Below are 20,457 nucleotides of genomic sequence, written 5' to 3'. Positions count from 1 at the left end.
AATACTGGCAAGCTACCTTTACTAACGACATCTCCTAGCCTGATAGACCCTCCAGCAACGATCAAAGAAGCGGCACCGCCTCAAAGTGCGGGTGCCACACTCAACTTTATGACTAAGGCTGAATCAGCAGCATCGTGCTGCTTTGCGCATTGCGACGAATGTCCGTATGCGTCACATCCATGGTCTTGCACTCAAAGTTCTCATACAGCTTGAGCTGATCCTCGTAATGCGGGCTGCGCACGCCATTGCGATCCGTGAATCCGCTCTGACCGGGTGGCATGGCATCACAAAACTCCACACCTTGAGCATTGAACACCACACGATTATTTTCCGTTCCACGATTCTGATAGCCCGCGAATGCAAAGGTATTGCCCGATATCGTTTGCGGAGTTCCCGTGAAGTTCTTGTCACTGAAGCGGTGCACCGAGGTCGGCATGGTCCAGCGCTCCATCTGAGTGCTCTGCTCCTGGCTCAAGCGGGTCTGCGCATTTTGCAAAGCCGTGTGCATGATTTCTTGAGAAAAGCGCTCACCAAAGACATTCACACGCTTGGGATCAGGATTGGCTTCCAGTGCCAGCGCACGCAGCAGGACCTTGGTGCCCATGCTCAAGTTGGTCGAACCTGGATTGGGGCCTTGCTGCGTTGCAAACCCTGTCTGGCTATACATGGCACGATGCGATTCAGGCACCACCGGCATCAGGACCTGCTTGTACATTTCTTCCAGCCAGGTTTTGAACAGCACCCGTGCCGGTCCGGCATTTTGCCCAGCTTGATCGTGTTCCACGCCATCCCAGGCCAGCAAGGTCTTCAACGCCGCCTGACCAGCGTCATTGGCAGGCAGACTTTGCGCCAGCTTTTCCAGATGCGGACGGAAATAGCGCCAGTTCACATCGCTATAGGACGCTTTTTTATTGAACTCCCAGATCTCCTGCACGCTATAGACGTCCTTGTCCTGATACTGGCTGGTCAACTCGTTCATGCGGTCGCCATAGGTCCAGTAGTAAGTATCCGTATTAGTTTTATCCGGCGCGGGCTTGTTATTCCAGTTGACCAGATAGCCTTGCGGCGGATTGTAGGCTTTAGGAATCGCGTCAAAACTCTTGATGCCCTCCCACTCCATGCTGCCGTCCCCTTTGGCTGGCACGCGGATGTCCTGATCGGCAGGACGCTGGGGCAGGAAGGCCGGCGAGACATAGCCGATATTGCCGTGCTTGTCGGCGTAGTACCAGTTAATGGAAATCGCCATCTTGCTGGCCTGATCCAGAAACTCCGTCCAGTTGCGCGCCTTGGCTACATTCAGCCAAGCCAGCAAGGACTGCACCTCATAACCATCCCAGCTGCGCTTCTTGCTGTAAGCCGTGCCCTGTTCGTAATCAAACTGCATCACGGGGCCGTGTACGGTGCGCCATATCGTCATTTCACGATCAGCCTGACCGCGTACCTGGATACGCTCCTTGCGCTGCTCCATCGTGCGCCAGGCATTCTTGAACCAGTACTGATCGGCGCGCGCCGGGTTCAGTTTCTCCTGGTACATATCCACCACGTCCTGAGGACCAGCAGTCGCCCCCCAGGCAATCTCGCTATTGGTACCGAACAGAACAATCGGATAAGCAAAAGGCGTATTGCCCACCACATCAAAGCCCGCGCCGTGCAGTCCGATACCGTAGGTGTAGGCCGGGTTGTACCAGCCAAACTGCGGGCCGTTGATCAGGACGGTAGACCCATCCTGAACACGCTCGGGGCGGGTGCTCCACAGATTACTGGCCTTGGGTGCAAAGTCCGGGCCACGGCCACCCCAATGCTTGTCCTGACGCGCCAGCTCGGCAGCCAGAACTTGTGAAGAAACATGGGTCAAATTCTGTGACCCTGCTTGCGCCTGCGGCTTGCGCTGGGCGGCGGGGGCCGGAACGGTGGTGGGGGCTGTTGTGTCATTGATCCACAGCAGCTCATCAAACAAGGCACGGCCACGTTCCGGGCCGTGCTGTTTTTCCAGAGACTGACGCATGGCCAGCGCGGTGACTTCGAGATTCGTGTCGGAGAAGCGGTTGGCCATGGAGCCCACCCAGATCATGACCACATCAAAGTCGGTCAGCGGCTCGGGCTGGAAATCAAAGTCTATGTATTCTTTAGGCAGCAGTTCTGGACGACGGCGCACCTGCGCCAGATAAGCGTTATAGCCATCGGCATAGCCACGGAAAATATCGCGCTCATCCTTGGACAAGGCTGCTATCTGCCGCTGAATGGAAGCCGGGGTGAAGTTCTGGCGCACCTGCATGTCGTACTTGACGTAGACATCCTGCTCGCCAGGACCCAGAACAGCGGCTGTTGTGCCTACAAAGGAGCGGCGCGCCATATCCATCTGGAACAAACGGTCTTGGGCGACCGCATAACCATAGCCGTAATACAAGCCATAGTGGCTGTCGGCAAAGACGTGCGGCACACCATAGCTGTCACGCATCACCTCTACCGACTGCACCTGCGCGTGGGCCGGTGCCCCCGCCAAACCCAAGATCAAACCAGCGGCCGTAACCCCTGTACGAACAAGCCCTTTCTGCATATCTGTCCCTTGTTTTTATGATACTGAAAATTATTATGAACCTAAAATATTGAAGCCAATACGAATAGGAAATCACAATGTAAAACAATCAGGATCGAAAACAAGTAAGGGCTTGCCCTAGTCAGCGCTGCTAAGCAAAGGCTTGAAAACGTATTTAGAAAGACACCAGACGACCGGGATTCACCGCACTCATCATGCCAATGGCTGCCTTGACCACAGGGATCGCCAGGCCGGACAACTGATGGCCCAGAGGAATGCTGCGATGGGTAATATCCGTCAGCATGGCAAAGTCCTCGTTGCGACCCATGACGTCGTCACTAATGGCTTTACCAATACGCACGGTTTGCGCTACGCCGTGACCACTCCAGCCATGCACCATGTACACGGGTACCGCATCCTCGGTTTTACGCGAGTCAGTTGCCCCGTTCAGAGTAAAGTCACTGATCCCGCTCCAGGAAAAGTCCAGCTGTACCTGTTCCAGCTGCGGGAAAACGGTCTGAATACGATCCAGCAGGTAGTCATTGATACGTTCGGGGGACCAACTGGTGCCTGTACCCTGCCCGCCAAACAACAGGCGGTTTTGACGCACGGCGCGGTAATAGTCGATCTGGAATTGCGTGTCATACACCGCACGGTCTGTTGGCAGCAACTCGCTGACTGGACACTCCAAAGGTTCAGTCACACCCACATAGGTATAGAACGGGACAGTGGTATTGGATTGCGTCGGCAAGAACTGCGAAGTCGTATCATGCACGGCCAGCACCAAGGCCTGACGGGCCAGAATCGTGCCACCGGGGGTGATAGCCAAAGCGCCCTTTTCCGTCTGCTCGATTTCCTCGACCGGGCTGCCTTCGTAAACTCGACCGCCGTGCTGAACCAGGCCGTAAACCAGTCCGCGCAGTAGCGCCAGGGGATGCAACTGACCACCCAGAGTATCCACCACAGCACCATGATACAAGGGCGAGCGGATTTCCTGCTCCAGCTCGTAGCTACCCACAACTTCCACGCTGGTATCGCCCAGATAGCGTCGGGCATCCGCCCCCTCTACCAATGCGCCCATATGGCCTGCGTGAATGGCAGCCGTTAAATGACCACGACGACGATCAAAATCCAGCTCGTAATCCTGAGCAATCTGATCGAGCAGATCCATAGCCTCATGGGACGCGAAGCGCCATAAGCGGCGAGCTTCATCCAAAGGCAGATGCGCAATCATGTCTGCGGCTTCCCAACGGGCCAGGCCGGGAGTCAACTGACCACCGTTTCGGCCTGAAGCGGCAGAGCCAATACTGTCTTTTTCTACCAGCACCACGTCCAGGCCAGAGCGGGCCAAGTGCAAGGCGGTAGAGGCACCCAGCAAGCCACCACCCACTACCAGCACATCACATTGCGTGTCGGCTTGCAGAGGCTCAAAGCGGTTCCAGGGGGCAAGTGATGCTTCGTAATACGTCGCGGGCGCGACAGCTTCGTTCAGATGGCCTTGTCGCCAGTTCCACAATCGGGGATTACTGACCAGCAGGCTCTCTGCATTGGAAACATCATTTAAAAGAGTCGGTTTAGAAATAAGCATAAATGTCCTGTGTCTGTTACGGCCTTTTGGCCGCCTGGATCACAGAGCGGAATGCTCCGGTGACGCCCCGTCAACGCGGCGTTCCGTTCTGTCTCGTTATCAACACCCCGTTGTAAAAACGGGGTGGAACGATCTTCTTCTACGCTGTAGAATTAATTTATTCTACTCTGTAGAGTTAAACTTGGCAAATCTGCCCTTTCCCTATCAAAGGAACTCTATTGGCCCAAGCACCCGCCACGCGCACACGCAAACTGAATAAGGACGAGCTGGTCATCGCCGCCGTCACCTTGATGGAGGAAGTCGGCGACAGCGGCTTTTCTTTACGCAAACTGGGGGAACGAGTCGGTTGCGATCCAATGGCCGTGCTCTATCACTTCAAGTCCAAGGACGGCTTGCTGCGTGCGATGGCAGATTATTTGACAGGCCGCATTCAAGCTGTGGATACGGGTCTGTCGTGGACAGAGCGTTTGTATGAATTGGCCCGACAGTATCGTGAGCTGGCCTTGGGCCACCCACAGACTTTTCAGCAAATGCAGCGTTTTCTGAATACCGGCAAGGCCGACTATCTGGTTCTTGAGCAGGTATACAGGGCCTTGCGTGATGGCGGTTTGAGCGATGCCGAAATCCCCGCCGCCTGTGTGGGCTGGTATGCCGCTTTATATGGATTGATTCAGGGCGAGTTGGGTGGGCTTATCCGCCCGGTGACTGAAGAAGAGCTAAACGAACTGGAACAATGGCCCGCCGAGGATGTGCCTATGCTGCGCCAGATTCTGCCGCGCTTTGTGCATCTGCAATCCGAGCAGGTATTCAAGATGATGATGGAGCTGATACACGATGGCTTGATTGCCCATGCTGGTAAAGCGGCGACACCTGCCACCAAGCAGTAAAACCAGCAACGGACCGAATCAAACACACAAAACCGATCAGCCAGCCTAGCCTTCAAACGTGGTGATAAAAAGCATATAGCTGCCGGCCACCTTGGCAAGGACACAGGCTGGCTCATGCCCACATCTCGAGAAACGCACCTGAACGCGACTGATCTTTCCGCCAGCCTTCAAAACGCGATACCACCCAACTGGTCGAGATTGAAGGCAACAGCACCTTGGGCGAACGAGCTGACAAAGCCCCCAAGAAAAAACAAAATGCCCCGCAAACTGGAACTCTGTCCAATTTGCAGGGCGTTTTAGTTGAAGCCTGCTTAGGTGTACTTAGCGTGTAAAGACGGCAATTGATTCCACGTGTGCCGTATGCGGGAACATATTCACCACACCGGCCGATTCCAGCGTATAACCACCCTGGTGAACCAATACACCGGCGTCCCGAGCCAGAGTACCTGGGCTACAGGACACATAAACCAGACGCTCGGGGCGCTCGTGCTTTTCCAGCTGCGCCAAAGCGGTGGCCACAGCGAAGGCACCATCGCGTGGCGGGTCAATCAGCATGCGGTCGAAATGCCCCAGGTCACGCAGCCATTGCACGTCCACTTCAAACAGGTTCAGGGTAGTAAATTTCGCCTTGTCCTGCAGGTTGTGGGCCAAGGCCGCTTCACCGGCACGTTCAGTCAAGGTGCTGCTGCCTTCAATCCCGACCACTTCGGCGGAGCGGCGTGCCAGCGGCAGGCTGAAGTTACCCAAACCACAGAACAAGTCCGCCACCCGATGCTCGGGTTTGACGTCCAGCAAGGTCAAGGCACGCGAGATCAGGCTTCGGTTAATGTCATGGTTCACCTGCGTAAAGTCGGTAGGACGATACGGCATGCGCAAATCAAACTCTGGCAGTGCGTAGGCCAGCTTGTCCGCATCTTCGCGCAGCAAGGGGTGCGCCGTTTCCGGGCCCTTGGGCTGCAACCACCAGCTGATGTCGTGCTCCTGCCCGAAATCCTGCAAACGCTGGATATCCTCGCTGGTCAGCGGCTCCATATGACGCAAGGTCAAGGTTGTGATCTTGTCGCCCATAGCTAGTTCGATCTGCGGCAGGCGATCGGGGCGGGACAAGCCAGCCAGACAGGAACGCAAGGGTTCCAGCAAGGCAGAAACCTTGGCAGGCAGTACCCGACATTCCGTCATGTCCACCACATAGCGGCCATTCTTTTCACGGAAACCGACCAGCACCCCACCCTTTTTAGGCACGTAGCGCATGGAGAAACGGGCGCGATAACGGTAACCCCAGTAAGGACCGTGCAAGGGTGCCAGCACGCGACCTGGCTTTACCTTACCAATATGACCCAGGGAATCTTCCAACACGCGCTGCTTGACCGCAACCTGGGCCGAGGGCTCCAGATGCTGCATGGCACAGCCACCACAAACACCAAAGTTGGGACAGGGAGGTTCAGCACGCTGCGACGAGGCTTTCAACAAGGCCGTCATGCGGGCTTTATCGTAAGAGTCCTTGGAGCGCACCGTCTCGGCCAGTACTGCCTCGCCGGGCAAGGCACCTTCCACAAACACCACTTTGCCCTCTTTGTGGGCGACGCCGCGTCCTTCCAGATCCAGCGATTCAATTAACAATACGTCAGACATTCGATAAAAACCTAAATAAGCGTCCTGCCAAGCAGAATGGCGCAGTTGCATTGCTGCAAACGATGGCGAATCGCTGATTTTACAATGAGCATTCGGCACAACGGGTAAAAACAAGCAGAACGCGGCCATAGCGGCTCGGCGACACGATGAAATCTGTTGTACCCGGGCTGAACAAGAGGCATGGCCTTCAAGCATGGAGGTGGATTTTCATTAAACGAGTCATTCCTCCCCGAGCGGCCAACGACAAGGCACAAAAAAAGCGGCCAGAAGCCGCTTTTTTCAGTCCAGATACCGAGCTTATCGCGTAGGCAGGTACGAGATCGGGTTGACCGGCGTACCGGAGCGACGAATCTCGAAGTGCAGTCGTGGCGAGGTGGTGTCAGACTGACCCAGATCGGCAATACGCTGCCCCTTCTTCACCTGCTGACCCGTTTTAACGTGCAAGACACTGTTATGGGCGTAGGCAGTGATAAAGCCATTGCTATGACCGACCAGAACCATGGAGCCTAAACCGCGCACACCGTTACCGGCGTACATGATCTTGCCATCCGCAGCGGCAACCACGGGGTCGCCCACCTTGCCTTCGATATCAATACCTTTGGTCGAGGCATTAAAACCCTGGATGATCTTGCCACTGGCAGGCCAGCCCCAGGCGATCAGGGCCGCGTCGCTGGCGCGAGGCGCAGACACGGGCGTTTCAGTCTTGACCGGCGTGGCCGGGCTGACGGGCGAGGTCTGTGTGCTACCGCTACCGGCTGGGCGAGTCGTCACCGCCGCCATCGAGGTATTGCCATCCAGACGCAAGGTTTGACCCACGCGCAACATGGAAGGATCCGTAATCTGGTTCAACTGGATCAGCGAGTTCACGTCCATGCCGTGCGCTTGTGCAATCTTGTAGAGCGTATCACCAGGGCGTACCACATAGGTACCCGAGGCACTGCTGACGCTGCCTGCCGCCGAAGAGGAACTCAGGTCAGTGACTGGGGCACGCTCATTACGGCTTGCACAACCAGCCAGCAGGGTACTGGTGACCACAGCCGCCACCAGGCACTGACGGGGCGTCAAGAACCACTGTGTACCGGTGGAAGCAGCGGTTAACGGTAACCTGACTGCATGCTGCATATAAATCTCCTGAGAATATCTGACTAAATCTGGGTTCCGGCTCGCATCGGCACGAAGCGAACCGCATCAAGTTCTTCACGACGCCAAGTAGCCTGTCCGGTGCGTTCCACCAAAACCAGGCGCTGTTGTGTCGTACCTTCAGGGGCGATCAGTCTCCCCCCCAATGTTAATTGTTCCAATAAGGTTCTGGGAATGACCGGACCGGCTGCCGCCACAACAATAGCATCATATGGTGCCGCGGCAGGGTAACCTTGCATTCCGTCACCAAACATTATTCGAGCCCGTTGCGACAGCCCTAATTGGCGCATGTGATCGCGAGCCATATCGCACAAGCCTTTGATACGTTCTACCGCATACACTTCTTTGACCAATTGTGCCAAAACAGCAGCCTGATAACCACATCCGGCTCCCACTTCCAGCACCTTGGTCGGTATTTTCTGGTCACACACCAAGCTGATCATATGGGCTACAACCCAAGGCTGGGAGATGGTCTGCGCAAAGCCGATAGGCAAGGCATCATCTTCATAGGCCCGACTGGCCAAACCCTGATCAACAAACTGATGGCGCGGTACTGCCTGCATGGCCGCCAGCACTCGTTCGTCGGTAATTCCTTGACGGCGCAAGCGCTCGATCATCATGCCACGCGAGCGTTCCGAGTTCAAACCCAGGTTGACACTTGTTGACACTTGCGGTGACAAAATGGCCGAGGGTGTCGGTTGTAACTGGCCCCGTTGCACAATACGGGTATTGCTATTGCTGGCAGACAGGCCACTGCCCAGGCTGGACTTGCCGAACCGGTTCCGAGTGCCGTCTGCAAAAGGATAGCGCTTGCCTGGTTTACTTGTCATTGCATCCAGTCCCGCAATCCGGCCAGTTGCTCGTGGTGAGTCAGGTCCGCGCGCAAGGGCGTAATGGATACTGCACCTTGTTCGACGGCACCGAAATCTGTGCCCTGCTCGCTATCGGACACACCACCGACACGGCCAATCCAGTACACGGGTTCGCCATAAGGCGTCTGGCTTTTTACGACCGGCTCCGAAGGATGACGCTTGCCCAGGCGGGTGACTTGCGTGCCCTTCAAGGCTTCGTAGGGCAAACACGGAATATTCACGTTCAGCAAGGTATTGGCCGCCAACGGCTTCTTCTGACAGCGCTGTACCAGATCCCGTGCCACGCGCGCTGCGCTGTCCAGGTTCTTCCAGCCGCGTTCGATCAGGGACAACGCAATCGCGGGAATACCAAACAAATGGCCTTCCATCGCGGCCGCTACCGTGCCCGAATACAAAGTGTCGTCGCCCATATTGGCGCCATTATTAATACCGGACACAATCAGATCGGGACGAAAATCCAGCAGGCCTGTCAGGGCCACGTGCACACAATCGGACGGTGTACCATTAACAAAATAAAAACCATTGCTGGCCTGGCGCAGCGACAGGGGACGATTCAAGGTCAGGGAATTGCTGGCACCGCTGCAATTGGTCTCGGGTGCAATGACAGTCAGCTCACCCAGTCCTTGCAAGGCTTCATACAAAGCCTCGATACCGGCTGCTGTATAGCCATCATCGTTGGAGACCAGAATACGCATGCTTTACTTTTCCGTTAAAAATCTAACAGGGGCAGCAAATTGTACCCGCTGCCTTTGGTATTTTGCTGCAAGGCCGGTAGAATCCGCGCAACAATAATTGTGGAGCTCAATCCTCATGAACGCCGTTTCTTTTGCTGTGGCCGCCCCGCTTGTCGCCCTCTTGTCCTATTTGCTGGGATCCTTGCCGTTTGCCGTAATCGTCAGCAAGATCATGGGCTTGCAAGACCCTCGCACCTTTGGTTCGAAAAATCCGGGAGCCACTAATGTACTACGTAGCGGCAATAAAAAAGCAGCTGTCCTGACCTTGTTGGGTGATGCCTTCAAAGGCTGGCTGGCTGTCTTTCTGACCCAACAGGCCATCAGCAACTGGGGCTGGGCACCGACTTTACTGGGTGTCAGCGCCTTTTTTGCCTTTTTGGGTCACTTGTACCCGGTCTTTCTGGGCTTTAAAGGCGGTAAAGGCGTGGCAACCGCGCTGGGTGTCATCCTGGCCCTGCTGCCCTGGCTGGCTCTGGCTACCGCGGCCACCTGGCTGATTATCGCTTATGTCAGCCGTTACTCGTCGCTGGCAGCCATCATCAGTGCCGTGTTTGCCCCCTTGTTTTACCTGCTCGGTGCCAAGGTGGTCTGGCCCATGAATGCCTCTATTGCCACGGCCCTGGCCCTGATCAGTGCCTTCTTGCTCTGGCGTCACCAGGAAAACATTCGTCGTCTGATGACGGGCAAAGAAAGCAAGATCGGTTCCAAGAAAAAATAAGCACTAACGCTCTTGCTGGGAGACAGGCTGGTTCACACAAGCCAGATCCCAGCGAGGCCGGATGGCAAAGCCATGCTGGCTATCATCCAAAGTAACCAAACCGTGCTTGACACGCATGGCCGCCGCAAAAGCAATCATGGCACCGTTATCGGTACAGAATTCCAGCGGTGGAAAGAACACCTCGCCCTTTAAACGCGCCACGGCTTTCTGTAAATAAGCCCGCAAGTGGCGGTTGGCGCCCACACCACCGGCAACCACCAGACGTTTCAAGCCCGTTTGCTTCAAGGCCTTGATCGCCTTGGCGGCCAGCACGTCCACAATGGCGGCCTCGGTCGCAGCAGCCAGATCAGCGCGTTGCTGTTCAGTAATCCCGCCCTCTTCCGCTTCCAGCTTGCGCAAGCGCGTCAGCACGGCAGTTTTCAAACCACTAAAGCTGAAATCCAGATCCTTGCTGTGCATCATGGGACGCGGCAGCTCGTAGACGCTGGGGTCACCCTGTTCAGCCAGACGCGACAAGGCCGGGCCGCCGGGATAACCCAGGCCCATCAGCTTGGCGCTTTTATCAAAGGCTTCGCCTGCTGCATCGTCCAGCGTTTCACCCAGCAATTCATACTGACCCACACCATCTACACGCATCAGCTGAGTGTGGCCACCCGAGACCAGCAAGGCCACAAAGGGAAAGTCGGGACGCGGCTCGGCCAATAAGGGCGAGAGCAAATGACCTTCCAGGTGATGGATAGCAATCGTCGGTTTTTTCAGCGACCAGGCAATCGACTGCGCCACACTAGCTCCCACCAGCAAGGCACCGGCCAGACCGGGGCCGGCGGTATAGGCAATGGCATCGACCTGATCGAGCTGCATATGGCAAGAAGCCAACACCTGCCGTGTCAAAGGCAGGACGCGACGGATATGATCGCGAGAGGCCAGTTCAGGCACCACCCCACCATATTCACGGTGCATGGCGATCTGGCTGTGCAAGGCATGGGCCAGCAGGCCCTGTTCCGTGCTGACCAGCGCCACGCCAGTTTCATCGCAGGAACTTTCAAATCCAAGAATATTCATGGCGCCTATTTTAGCCTGCTGTATTGGGGAAAATAGGAATTTATCCCCTCAAGACAATCAGCGGATAGTGTCTGGGTTGTGCCGATACATCGCGACAAAGGGGGGCGACGCAGTGGCACACTCGTGGTTAAAATCCCGCATCGATAATTTCACGCTCCAATCGCCTAATAATCACAAGGAGGCTGCCCATGTTTGAACGTCTCTTCAAACTCACTGAGCATGGCACCAACGTCCGTACCGAGGTCCTGGCAGGTATCACTACCTTCCTGACCATGTCCTACATTATTTTTGTGAATCCAGACATCCTGTCGTCCACAGGGATGGATCGCAATGCCATTTTTGTAGCCACCTGCCTGGCTGCTGCTCTGGGCACGTTCATCATGGCCTTTGTGGCCAACTGGCCTATCGGCATGGCACCGGGCATGGGCCTGAACGCCTTTTTTGCCTTCACCGTGGTCGCCACCCTGGGCTATACTTGGCAACAGGCACTGGGCGCGGTCTTTATTTCCGGCGTCATCTTCCTGATTCTGACGGTGACTGGCATCCGGTCCTGGCTGATTCGGGGCATTCCCAAATCCCTGCAAAGCGCCATTGCCGCCGGTATCGGCATGTTCCTGGGCCTGATCGCCCTGATGAACTCGGGTATTGTGGTGGCCCACCCTGCCACCAAGATTGGTCTGGGTGACCTGACCCAGCCCGCAGCCCTGTACGCAATTCTGGGTTTCTTTATTATTGCCGCCCTGGACGCGCTGAAGGTGCGCGGTGCAATCCTGATCGGCATTCTGGCCGTGACCATTCTGTCCATGCTGACCGGTCACAGCGAATTTGGTGGTGTCGTCTCCACTCCACCCTCGCTGATGCCCACCTTCATGCAGCTGGACATCATGGGTGCCCTGCACACCGGCTTTGTGCACGTGATTCTGGTTCTGGTTCTGGTTGAGGTGTTTGACGCCACGGGCACCATGATCGGGGTTGCCAAGCGCGCTCGCCTGATTGAAGAAGGCAAGCCCAATCGCCTGGGCCGCGCCCTTCTGGCTGACAGTACCGCCATTGTGGCCGGTTCCATGCTGGGTACCAGCAGCACCACTGCCTATGTGGAAAGCGCCTCGGGTGTGCAAGCAGGTGGCCGTACCGGTCTGACAGCGCTGACCATTGGTGTCCTGTTCCTGCTGGCCCTGTTTTTCTCGCCACTGGCCGCGACCGTTCCCGGTTACGCCACCGCCCCCGCCTTGCTGTATGTGGCGTGCTTGATGATGCGCGAGATCACTGAAGTGAAATGGGACGACATGACCGAGGCCGTGCCTGCTGCCCTGGCTGCCTTCACCATGCCCTTCACCTACTCGATTGCCAACGGTCTGGCCTTTGGTTTTATCAGCTACGTGATCCTGAAGCTGACAACCGGCCGCTGGCGCAGTATCCACCTGGCCACACTGATTGTCGCCATCTTGTTTGTGATCAAGTACGCAATCGCTACGGAATGAAAAACCCTTTAGCAAACTCGTTTGGCGCTTTAGGGCTGCCTGGAAAACGAGTACACTGATTGCATGTTTAACGAAGCGGCTGAACACCATCAGCCGCTTTTTTATTGCGGAGGCTCCCCCATGAGCATCGTCGAACTGAACGAAGAAACATTCCAGGCAGCAGTAGAAGACGGCAAACCCCTGATCATCGACTTCTGGGCTCCTTGGTGCGGTCCATGTCGCCAATTCGCCCCTGTCTTTGACGCAGCAGCGGCCAAGCACCCCGGCGTGACGTTTGGCAAGGTGAACACGGAAGAAGAGCAGGAACTGGCCGCTGGCCTGCGTATTCGCTCCATCCCTACCCTGATGGTTTTCCGTGAAAACGTCTTGCTGTTCTCGCAAGCCGGTGCCCTTTCCGCTGCCCAGCTGGACGATCTGATCGAACAGGTCCAGGCTGTGGACATGGAAAAAGTCCATGCTGAAATTGCTGCCCAGCAAAACCAGCAGCCTGACCAGGCCTGATTTGCCCGGCCCCAGAAAAAACGCCAGACGATTTGTCTGGCGTTTTTTTTGCATGAATGCGATTTAGTCGCAGTTTTCCAACTCGATAATCGCGAAGCCACTGCGTTTGATTTCATTTTCGACCGGCGCAGAAGCCATTTCCGTATGGCAGAAGCGGCACTCGCGCGAGGTGAAGTTTTCCACATTCACCCCTTTGGCCGCCAGATAGCGCTGACCATAACTCAAGACCTTGTCCATATCCTTGGCATCGTCGCTGACCAAGATATCAAAGTGCATACGACGCCCGTCAGGACGCACAACGTAGGTATCAAACACCGCAATCTTCATGACAAACCCTTTTCAGCAAAAAACCTAGTAGGTACAGGTCGGCCCGCAAGAGGAAGAATCCTGCTTGTCCGCCACCCCCTCTTTCTTGTCTGCTTGCGCCGGGCGGCGAGCAATCAGCTGGCCGACAAACGCACCCAGACGCAGATCGTCCAGATGGCCCAATTCCTTCAGAGCCAGATTGCCATCACGGTCAAAAATAATGGTAGATGGTGTCCCGCCCAGGCCCCACTCCTTCATGGTGCGCGGCAAGGGGCCGCTGTCTGAAGGCTGATCAATGGCGATGGGGAAATTCAAGCGGTACTCATGGGCAAACGCCTGCAAAGCTGCAGGGCCCATCACGTCGTGATGCTCGAACACGCTATGCAGGCCTATGATGCGCAGATCATCGCGCGAGAACAGCGTATCCAGTTTCTTGGCTTGCGGCAGGCTGTTGATGACACAACCAGGGCAAAGCATCTGAAAGGCCGTGACCACCACCACGCGGCCACGCAAGGACGCCAAGCTTAATGGAGCGGTCGTATTGAGCCACTGGCTGGCATGGATCTCGTAGGACATGGCTTACACTCACAATGCTGACTAAACCCGATCATACCCGCAGGCTGGATACAGACTTAGAAGGAATCAGAGGTATTTAGTATGGCCACTGCCTGGACGGTGCAGAGGGATAATCGTCTGGAAAAGATACCTTTTCGTCCAGAAAACTCCATCAAGGAAGATGGCGACCAGAGGTCCATTGCAGACCTTGGGCAGAACCGAGGGTGACTTAGGCTTGGTCCAGGGGTTCACATTCCCCCTGGCCACGCGTCATATTGATAAAGGACTGTTGAAAATCAGCTTTATGCTCGAGCGGCAGATTCAACAGCCACTGCACACCTTCAGCATCGAATTGCTCGTCCTGAACCTGAACGCCAAAGCTGTCGAAACGGGATTGAACCAAAGCCAGATCGGCAAAGGAGCAACGGCAGCGCAAAGCTGCCATGGGAATCAGCTCCTGCTTGTCAGCAAGACGCAAACATTGAGCGGCCACGCCGCCATAGGCGCGCACCAGGCCACCCGTACCCAGCTTGACGCCCCCAAACCAACGTATCACCAGTACCGCAACACGGTCGCAATCCTGGCCTTCTATGGCTTGCAAAATGGGACGCCCGGCCGTGCCGCCGGGTTCGCCATCATCGTTAAAGCGGTATTCCGACCCGATCTTGTAGGCCCAGCAATTATGCGTGGCATCGGGCACACCCTTGGCCTGGAAAAAAGCCAAAGCCTGGCTGGCACTGTCTACAGGCGCAGCCAGTGCCAGAAAGCGGCTTTTTTTGATGTCCTGCTCGAAGCTGGTGGGCTCACGCAGGGTAAAGACGGCCACCCCTAGCCTCAGTCCTGCTCGCGGCTGGCCAGATAGTCTTCGTAGCCACCGCGGTAATCCACCAGACGGCCTTCTGGCATCACTTCGATAATGCGGGTTGCCACGCCGGAGACGAACTCGCGGTCATGGGACACGAAGATCAGAGTGCCTTCAAACTTTTCCATGGCCATCTGCAAGGACTCGATCGATTCCATATCCAGGTGGTTGGTCGGTTCGTCCAGGAGCATGACGTTGTGACGACCCAGCATCAGACGCGAGAAAGTCATGCGGTTTTTCTCGCCACCCGACAGCACTTTCACGGGCTTGATGATGTCATCGGCCGAGAACAACATGCGGCCCAGCACCGAGCGCAAAGACTGATCGTCGTCGCCGGCCTGACGGAACTGGCTGATCCAGTCAAACACATTGTCTTCGGTATCGAACTCGTCCGAGACGTCCTGAGCCATATAGCCGATATCAGCGTTCTCGGACCAGACCACCGAGCCGCTGTCAGGAGTCAGATCACCGGCCAGCAAACGCAGCAAAGTCGTCTTACCCACACCGTTCGCACCCACAATCGCGATTTTCTCGCCCGCTTCAATCATGGCCGAGAAGTTCTTGATGATGGGATGATCGTAGGACTTGCTCAAGCCCTCGACCGTCACGGCCAGGCGGTGCAGAACTTTTTTCTGTTCAAAACGAATAAACGGGTTCTGACGCGAAGAAGGCTTCACTTCGATGGTCTCTGCCTTCAAGCGACCAATCTGTTTCAGTCGCGAGGTAGCCTGGCGGGACTTGGACTTGTTGGCGGCAAAACGGCGCACAAAGTCCTGCAGCTCGCCAATACGCTCTTTGGCCTTGGAGTTGGCCGCCAGCACACGTTCGCGCGACTGCACCGACGCCAGCATGTAATCGTCGTAGTTGCCGGGGTAGACACGCAGCTCGCCGTAATCCAGGTCAGCCATGTGAGTGCAGACCTGATTCAGGAAGTGACGATCGTGACTGATGATGATCATGGTGCTCTGGTAGCTGTTGAGCACATCTTCCAGCCAACGGATGGTGTTGATATCCAGGTTGTTGGTCGGCTCGTCCAGCAGCAGGACATCCGGGTTGGAGAACAGGGCCTGTGCCAGCAGCACACGCAGTTTCCAGCCCGGAGCCACTTCGCTCATGGGCAACTGATGCTGTTCGACCGGAATTTCCAGACCCATCAGCAATTCACCGGCACGGCTCTCGGCGGTATAACCGTCGTACTCGGCAAAACGGGCCTCCAGTTCGGCGGCCTTCATATAGTCTTCTTCGGTGGCCTCTGGATTGTCGTAGATGGCATCACGCTCTTGCATGGTGTTCCACATTTCTGTGTGGCCCATCAGCACCACGTCCAGCACACGTTTGTCTTCGTAGGCAAACTGGTCCTGACGCAGCTTGCCCAGGCGCACGCCCGGATCCAGCGATACATTACCCCCGCTTGGCTCCAGGTCGCCGCCAATGATTTTCATGAAGGTAGACTTGCCCGACCCGTTGGCACCAATCAGGCCATAGCGGTTGCCTCCGCCCAGTTTGACACTGACGTTTTCAAATAAAGGCTTGGCACCAAACTGGATCGTTAAATTAGCGGTGGAGATCACGTAAACGTACTTTGAAAAAGGTTGAGTTCAACCCAGTAGTGTATCAAGCAGGCGCGAAATCCGTTAGTGTTCGTGCTCATCCAGAACCAGATAAGCCATGCCGTCCTCGGTAGCCAGGCCCACTTCCTTGCCAATAGGCAGGCTGACCTTGACGTCCACATGTCCATAAGGCAGGCCCGTTACGACCGGGACTTTGACGGTTTCACGCAACCAGCGCACCACCGAATCCATATCAAAGCCATTATCCGAAGCGCCTGTCTTGTAAGCCGTAAAACGGCCCAATACCACCGCCATCTGACGATTGAGCACGCCGGCATGCCAGAGCTGCGTCAACATGCGCTCGACTCGGTACGGTGCTTCACCCACGTCTTCCAGGAACAGGATGCCGCCGTTGATATTGGGGAAGTACGGCGTGCCCAGCAAGGAGCAAACCAGGGCCAGATTGCCGCCCCACAGAACACCGTGACCATCGACGGCATCCGAACCCTCGGACTCAAAGCTGAACAGCTCCAGCTCGCCACGCATCAATTCGCCAAACAGTTCGGTCGTCAATTCATCGGTTTCATCGCCACCAAAGTCCGCAATGGCGGTGGGGCCGGTGTAGCTGATGGCACCAGTTTGCGCCAGCAAGGCCAGATTGAAGGCCGTGAAATCCGACATGCCGACAAAACGCTTGCCACTGTCGGCTACCGCGCGCCAGTCGATCTGGCCCAGAATGCGGCTTAAACCGTAGCCACCGCGTGTCGCCATCACAATGGGCTGAGGCTGTTGCAAGGAACGCTGTACCGCGGCCAGACGCTGAGCGTCCGTACCGGCAAAGCGTTCATCCACCGCCAGGGCGTCCGGGTCTATGTCCACGGCAAAGCCCAGTTGGTTCAGGCGCTGGCTTGCCAGCTCCAGGCGCTTGGGTTCAAGGATCTGGCCAGAGGGCGAAAACAGGTAAATGCCCGAACTGTCCTGCTGCCCACAATGGCACTGGCCATGTTCGTGGTGATGGTGATGATGGTCGTGCTCGGGGCTGCTCATGATTAACCTTGAAAATAAAGTGCTGACATTTTAGCGAGACTACTGGGCGCCATCCAGCGGCGATTGGACTGTTTGAGCCTGCTTTTGCAACTTCTTCTGTTCGCGTCGTTCGCGGAAAAAATCCCGCAAGGCCTGGGCCGCCTCTTCGGACATCAAACCACCCGAGACACGGGTGTGGTGATTCAGAGTGGGATGCAAATGCAAGGACTCCACACTGCCACACACTCCGGTCTTCGGATCGGCTGCGGCCCACACCACCCGCGACAGACGCGCATGCAACAAGGCCCCCAAGCACATCATGCAAGGCTCAAGAGTCACAAACAGACTGGCTCCGGGCAAACGGTAATTGCCAACTTTACGCGTCGCGGCGCGCAAGGCCACGATCTCGGCATGCTGGGTGGGATCGTGATCACAAACCGTGCGATTGGAGCCCACAGACAGCAGCCTGCCGTCCGCATCCAATAGTACGGCACCTACGGGCACCTCGCCGATGCTGGCCGCCAGTTGAGCCTGCTCCAAGGCTAAAGCCATAGCCTGAGCATCACTCAAAACGTCACTCTCTGTTGGCGGTGGTAAGCTAGTTGGCATCGTCAAATCCATTGCGTTATTCAAACCCTGTCGGCACAGCAAAAGGGTCATTTTACTGTCTATGCAGAACACTCCTGATTCTCACGCTATTTTGCGTGTTCGAGGCCTGAGCAAACAATACGCAAACGGGCATCAAGCCCTGCACGCTTTGGACCTGGATATTTGGCGGGGCGAGATTTTTGCCCTGCTCGGCTCCAACGGCGCAGGCAAAACCACCTTGATCAGTATTATCTGCGGGCTGGTCAATCGCAGCAGCGGCACCGTTCTGGTAGATGGCGCAGACAATGTCGCCGACTACAAGCGCGCCCGCCAGAAAATTGGCCTGGTGCCGCAAGAGCTAAGCGCCGATTCCTTCGAGACAGTCTGGAATACCGTCAGCTTCAGCCGTGGCCTGTTTGGCAAAGCCCCCAATCCGGCCCTGATCGAACAGATTCTGAAGGACTTGTCGCTATGGGACAAGAAAGACAGCCCCTTGATTACGCTCTCGGGCGGCATGAAACGCCGCGTCCTGATCGCCAAGGCGCTTTCCCATGAACCGGAAATCCTGTTTCTGGATGAACCTACCGCCGGTGTGGACGTGGCCTTGCGCCAAGGTATGTGGGCCTTGGTGAAACGGCTGCGCAGCCAGGGGGTCACCATTATTCTGACCACCCACTACATCGAAGAAGCCCAGGAGATGGCCGACCGCATCGGCTTCATCAATAAAGGTTCACTGCAGCTGGTGGAAACCAAAGACAATCTGATGCGCCGCCTGGGCGGTAAAACCCTGAGCCTGAATCTGGCCGAGCCGATCAGCGCCCTGCCCGCTGCGCTGGAAACGCTGGGACTGCAAAGCACTGCCGACGGCATGAGCCTGCTCTACCCCTTGACCAACCGCGAACAAGGTCATGACTTGAGCAATTTGCTGGCGGCAGTTGGGCAAGCGGGGCTGACCATTACCGACATCCATACCCGCGAGCGCAGTCTGGAAGATATTTACGTTGAGTTTGTAGGGGCACAGTCATGAACTGGTACGCCATCCTGGCCATTTATCGCTACGAAATGTCACGCACCCGACGCACCCTGCTGCAAAGCATCGTAGCCCCCGTGATTTCCACCGCCTTGTATTTTGTGGTGTTTGGCGCTGCCATTGGCCATCGCATCAATGAAATCGGCGGCGTGCCCTATGGCGCGTTTATCGTGCCTGGGCTGACCATGTTGTCGGTGTTGACCCATAGCGTCTCCAACGCCGCCTTCGGAATTTACTTTCCGCGCTTTACGCGCAATATCTACGAGATTCTGTCTGCGCCCATTTCACACTTCGAGGTGACCTTGGCCTTTGTGGGCGCAGCAGCCACCAAGTCACTGTTTCTGGCGGCTATCATCCTGATCACGGCGCGGCTATTTGTGCCTTACGAAATTGCCCACCCTATCTGGATGCTGTGCTTTCTGGCCTTAACCGCCCTGACCTTCAGTCTATTGGGTTTCATTATCGGTATCTGGGCCGACAACTTTGAAAAGCTGCAATTCGTGCCCATGCTGATTCTGACGCCACTGACCTTTTTGGGCGGCACCTTCTATTCCATCGACATGCTGCCCGAGTTCTGGCAAAAACTGACCTTGCTGAACCCGGTGCTGTACCTGATCAGCGGCTTTCGCTGGAGTTTCTTTGATCTGGCCGATGTGAATGTGTGGCTGAGCCTGGGCATGACACTGCTGTTTTTAAGTGTGTTTCTTGCCGTGGCGGGCTGGATTTTCAAAACGGGCTATCGATTGCGCCCGTAAATAAAAAAGGCCGGGAATATTTCCCGGCCTTTTTTTGAGAACTCGAACAGGACACGCAGCCGCTAGATACTGAACGTCTCCTCAGAACAGTTCAATCGGGATGCACAGCGCAATCCATAAAACTGGCTTGCTCTCCATACTGACGCAGCTTTGCTTCCAGCACGGGTGCAGGCACCCCTTCAATCGGCTTGTAGCCCAGACGCTGCCAATAGCCCACGGCCGGTCCCAAAGACACCAGACTGCAACGACGCAAGCCACGCTGCCAGGCATAGCGGCGACCGGCTTGCAACAAAGCTCCGGCCACCCCACGGCCTTGCGCGCGACGCATCACGGCGCAGTCGTGAATAAACCATTGGTCTGCGGGCGAAGGCAGGCTACTCAACGCATCGCCCAGGGACGGCGGCAAAAGGCCCGCCCAAGGGTAGGACACCAAATAACCCTGCAGTTGATTGTCAGTATCACGTGCCACCCAGCAGCTATCCGGAGCCAGATCCAGACGGTTCTGATAGAAGCTGCGGTCTTCCAGAATATCCGCGTCGTACACATCCGCCTGGACTTCCAGCACCTGACCCAGATCGTGCACACGCATTAATTCAATTCGTACATTCATAGCTGATACACGGCGGCGTCACGT

General features: G+C 56.2%; 20 protein-coding genes. 6 read left to right on the top strand and 14 right to left on the bottom strand.

Features of this window, described 5'->3' with window-relative positions; all coding sequences use genetic code 11:
- Window positions 1–112: 112 nt before the first annotated feature.
- Complete coding sequence (locus tag N879_RS01170; RefSeq protein WP_009462078.1) at window positions 113–2,557, bottom strand: penicillin G acylase; 2,445 nt, start codon at window positions 2,555–2,557, stop codon at window positions 113–115.
- A 154-nt stretch (window positions 2,558–2,711) separates the two neighbouring features.
- Complete coding sequence (locus tag N879_RS01165) at window positions 2,712–4,124, bottom strand: NAD(P)/FAD-dependent oxidoreductase (protein WP_031232000.1); 1,413 nt, start codon at window positions 4,122–4,124, stop codon at window positions 2,712–2,714.
- Between the two features lie 218 nt (window positions 4,125–4,342).
- Between N879_RS01165 and N879_RS01160 the strand changes: the two genes are divergently transcribed.
- Window positions 4,343–5,011, top strand: coding sequence for a TetR/AcrR family transcriptional regulator (locus N879_RS01160; RefSeq protein WP_021446538.1), 669 nt, complete (start codon window positions 4,343–4,345; stop codon window positions 5,009–5,011).
- A 321-nt stretch (window positions 5,012–5,332) separates the two neighbouring features.
- On the opposite strand, the gene rlmD is transcribed toward N879_RS01160, so the two are convergent.
- From rlmD to surE, 4 genes are all read right to left on the bottom strand, one after another.
- The gene (rlmD, locus tag N879_RS01155) at window positions 5,333–6,643 is read right to left on the bottom strand and encodes a 23S rRNA (uracil(1939)-C(5))-methyltransferase RlmD (protein WP_022983150.1); all 1,311 of its coding nucleotides are present in this window, start codon (window positions 6,641–6,643) and stop codon (window positions 5,333–5,335) included.
- A 297-nt stretch (window positions 6,644–6,940) separates the two neighbouring features.
- Window positions 6,941–7,765: a peptidoglycan DD-metalloendopeptidase family protein gene (locus N879_RS01150; protein ID WP_009462088.1), complete on the bottom strand. Its 825-nt coding sequence runs from the start codon at window positions 7,763–7,765 to the stop codon at window positions 6,941–6,943.
- Window positions 7,766–7,788: 23 nt separating this feature from the next.
- The gene (locus N879_RS01145) at window positions 7,789–8,613 is read right to left on the bottom strand and encodes a protein-L-isoaspartate(D-aspartate) O-methyltransferase (protein ID WP_009462090.1); all 825 of its coding nucleotides are present in this window, start codon (window positions 8,611–8,613) and stop codon (window positions 7,789–7,791) included.
- Complete coding sequence (surE, locus tag N879_RS01140; RefSeq protein ID WP_009462092.1) at window positions 8,610–9,350, bottom strand: 5'/3'-nucleotidase SurE; 741 nt, start codon at window positions 9,348–9,350, stop codon at window positions 8,610–8,612. Before surE ends, N879_RS01145 begins: the two co-directional genes overlap by 4 nt.
- Window positions 9,351–9,465: 115 nt before the next feature.
- Here surE and plsY point away from each other — a divergent pair, with 115 nt between their 5' ends.
- Complete coding sequence (gene plsY, locus N879_RS01135; protein WP_009462095.1) at window positions 9,466–10,107, top strand: glycerol-3-phosphate 1-O-acyltransferase PlsY; 642 nt, start codon at window positions 9,466–9,468, stop codon at window positions 10,105–10,107.
- 3 nt (window positions 10,108–10,110) lie between these two features.
- Here the strand turns inward: plsY and tsaD are convergent, their stop codons facing one another.
- Entirely contained in the window at window positions 10,111–11,169 is a 1,059-nt protein-coding gene (tsaD, locus tag N879_RS01130) for a tRNA (adenosine(37)-N6)-threonylcarbamoyltransferase complex transferase subunit TsaD (protein WP_009462097.1), read from the bottom strand.
- A 188-nt stretch (window positions 11,170–11,357) separates the two neighbouring features.
- On the opposite strand from tsaD, the gene N879_RS01125 reads away from it, so the two are divergent.
- Both N879_RS01125 and trxA read left to right on the top strand, forming a co-directional pair.
- The gene (locus tag N879_RS01125; protein ID WP_021446536.1) at window positions 11,358–12,650 is read left to right on the top strand and encodes an NCS2 family permease; all 1,293 of its coding nucleotides are present in this window, start codon (window positions 11,358–11,360) and stop codon (window positions 12,648–12,650) included.
- 120 nt (window positions 12,651–12,770) lie between these two features.
- Window positions 12,771–13,151 (top strand): thioredoxin, encoded by a 381-nt coding sequence (gene trxA / locus N879_RS01120; protein ID WP_009462103.1) that lies wholly within the window; start codon window positions 12,771–12,773, stop codon window positions 13,149–13,151.
- A 63-nt stretch (window positions 13,152–13,214) separates the two neighbouring features.
- Here trxA and N879_RS01115 read toward each other — a convergent pair whose 3' ends face one another.
- The 6 genes from N879_RS01115 to tadA all read right to left on the bottom strand — a co-directional run bounded on the left by N879_RS01115 (window position 13,215) and on the right by tadA (window position 18,059).
- Complete coding sequence (locus tag N879_RS01115) at window positions 13,215–13,478, bottom strand: DUF2024 family protein (RefSeq protein ID WP_009462104.1); 264 nt, start codon at window positions 13,476–13,478, stop codon at window positions 13,215–13,217.
- Between the two features lie 24 nt (window positions 13,479–13,502).
- Window positions 13,503–14,033 carry a peroxiredoxin family protein gene (locus tag N879_RS01110; RefSeq protein ID WP_009462106.1) on the bottom strand — a complete coding sequence of 177 codons (531 nt, stop codon included), beginning with the start codon at window positions 14,031–14,033 and terminating at the stop codon, window positions 13,503–13,505.
- A gap of 208 nt (window positions 14,034–14,241) precedes the next feature.
- Window positions 14,242–14,838, bottom strand: a complete 597-nt coding sequence (locus N879_RS01105; RefSeq protein WP_009462108.1) for an IMPACT family protein — start codon at window positions 14,836–14,838, stop codon at window positions 14,242–14,244.
- An 8-nt stretch (window positions 14,839–14,846) separates the two neighbouring features.
- On the bottom strand, window positions 14,847–16,445 hold the full coding sequence (locus N879_RS01100; protein WP_009462110.1) for an ABC-F family ATPase: 1,599 nt from the start codon (window positions 16,443–16,445) through the stop codon (window positions 14,847–14,849).
- 63 nt (window positions 16,446–16,508) lie between these two features.
- A complete protein-coding gene (locus N879_RS01095) occupies window positions 16,509–17,471 on the bottom strand; it encodes an LD-carboxypeptidase (RefSeq protein WP_021446533.1) in 963 nt (320 codons plus the stop codon).
- Window positions 17,472–17,510: 39 nt separating this feature from the next.
- Window positions 17,511–18,059, bottom strand: a complete 549-nt coding sequence (gene tadA, locus N879_RS01090; protein ID WP_051359103.1) for a tRNA adenosine(34) deaminase TadA — start codon at window positions 18,057–18,059, stop codon at window positions 17,511–17,513.
- A gap of 61 nt (window positions 18,060–18,120) precedes the next feature.
- Between tadA and N879_RS01085 the strand changes: the two genes are divergently transcribed.
- Window positions 18,121–19,065, top strand: coding sequence for an ABC transporter ATP-binding protein (locus N879_RS01085; protein WP_009462116.1), 945 nt, complete (start codon window positions 18,121–18,123; stop codon window positions 19,063–19,065).
- Window positions 19,062–19,823: an ABC transporter permease gene (locus tag N879_RS01080; protein ID WP_009462119.1), complete on the top strand. Its 762-nt coding sequence runs from the start codon at window positions 19,062–19,064 to the stop codon at window positions 19,821–19,823. The genes N879_RS01085 and N879_RS01080 overlap by 4 nt, the downstream gene beginning before the upstream one ends.
- Before the next feature lie 91 nt (window positions 19,824–19,914).
- Here the strand turns inward: N879_RS01080 and N879_RS01075 are convergent, their stop codons facing one another.
- Entirely contained in the window at window positions 19,915–20,433 is a 519-nt protein-coding gene (locus N879_RS01075) for a GNAT family N-acetyltransferase (protein ID WP_235484219.1), read from the bottom strand.
- Window positions 20,434–20,457: the final 24 nt, after the last annotated feature.

Source organism: Alcaligenes sp. EGD-AK7 (genome assembly GCF_000465875.3).
GTDB classification, from domain to species: Bacteria; Pseudomonadota; Gammaproteobacteria; order Burkholderiales; family Burkholderiaceae_B; genus Alcaligenes; species Alcaligenes phenolicus.
Note: the sequence above shows the minus strand (reverse complement) of the source record. Positions and strands in the feature narration are given on the sequence as shown.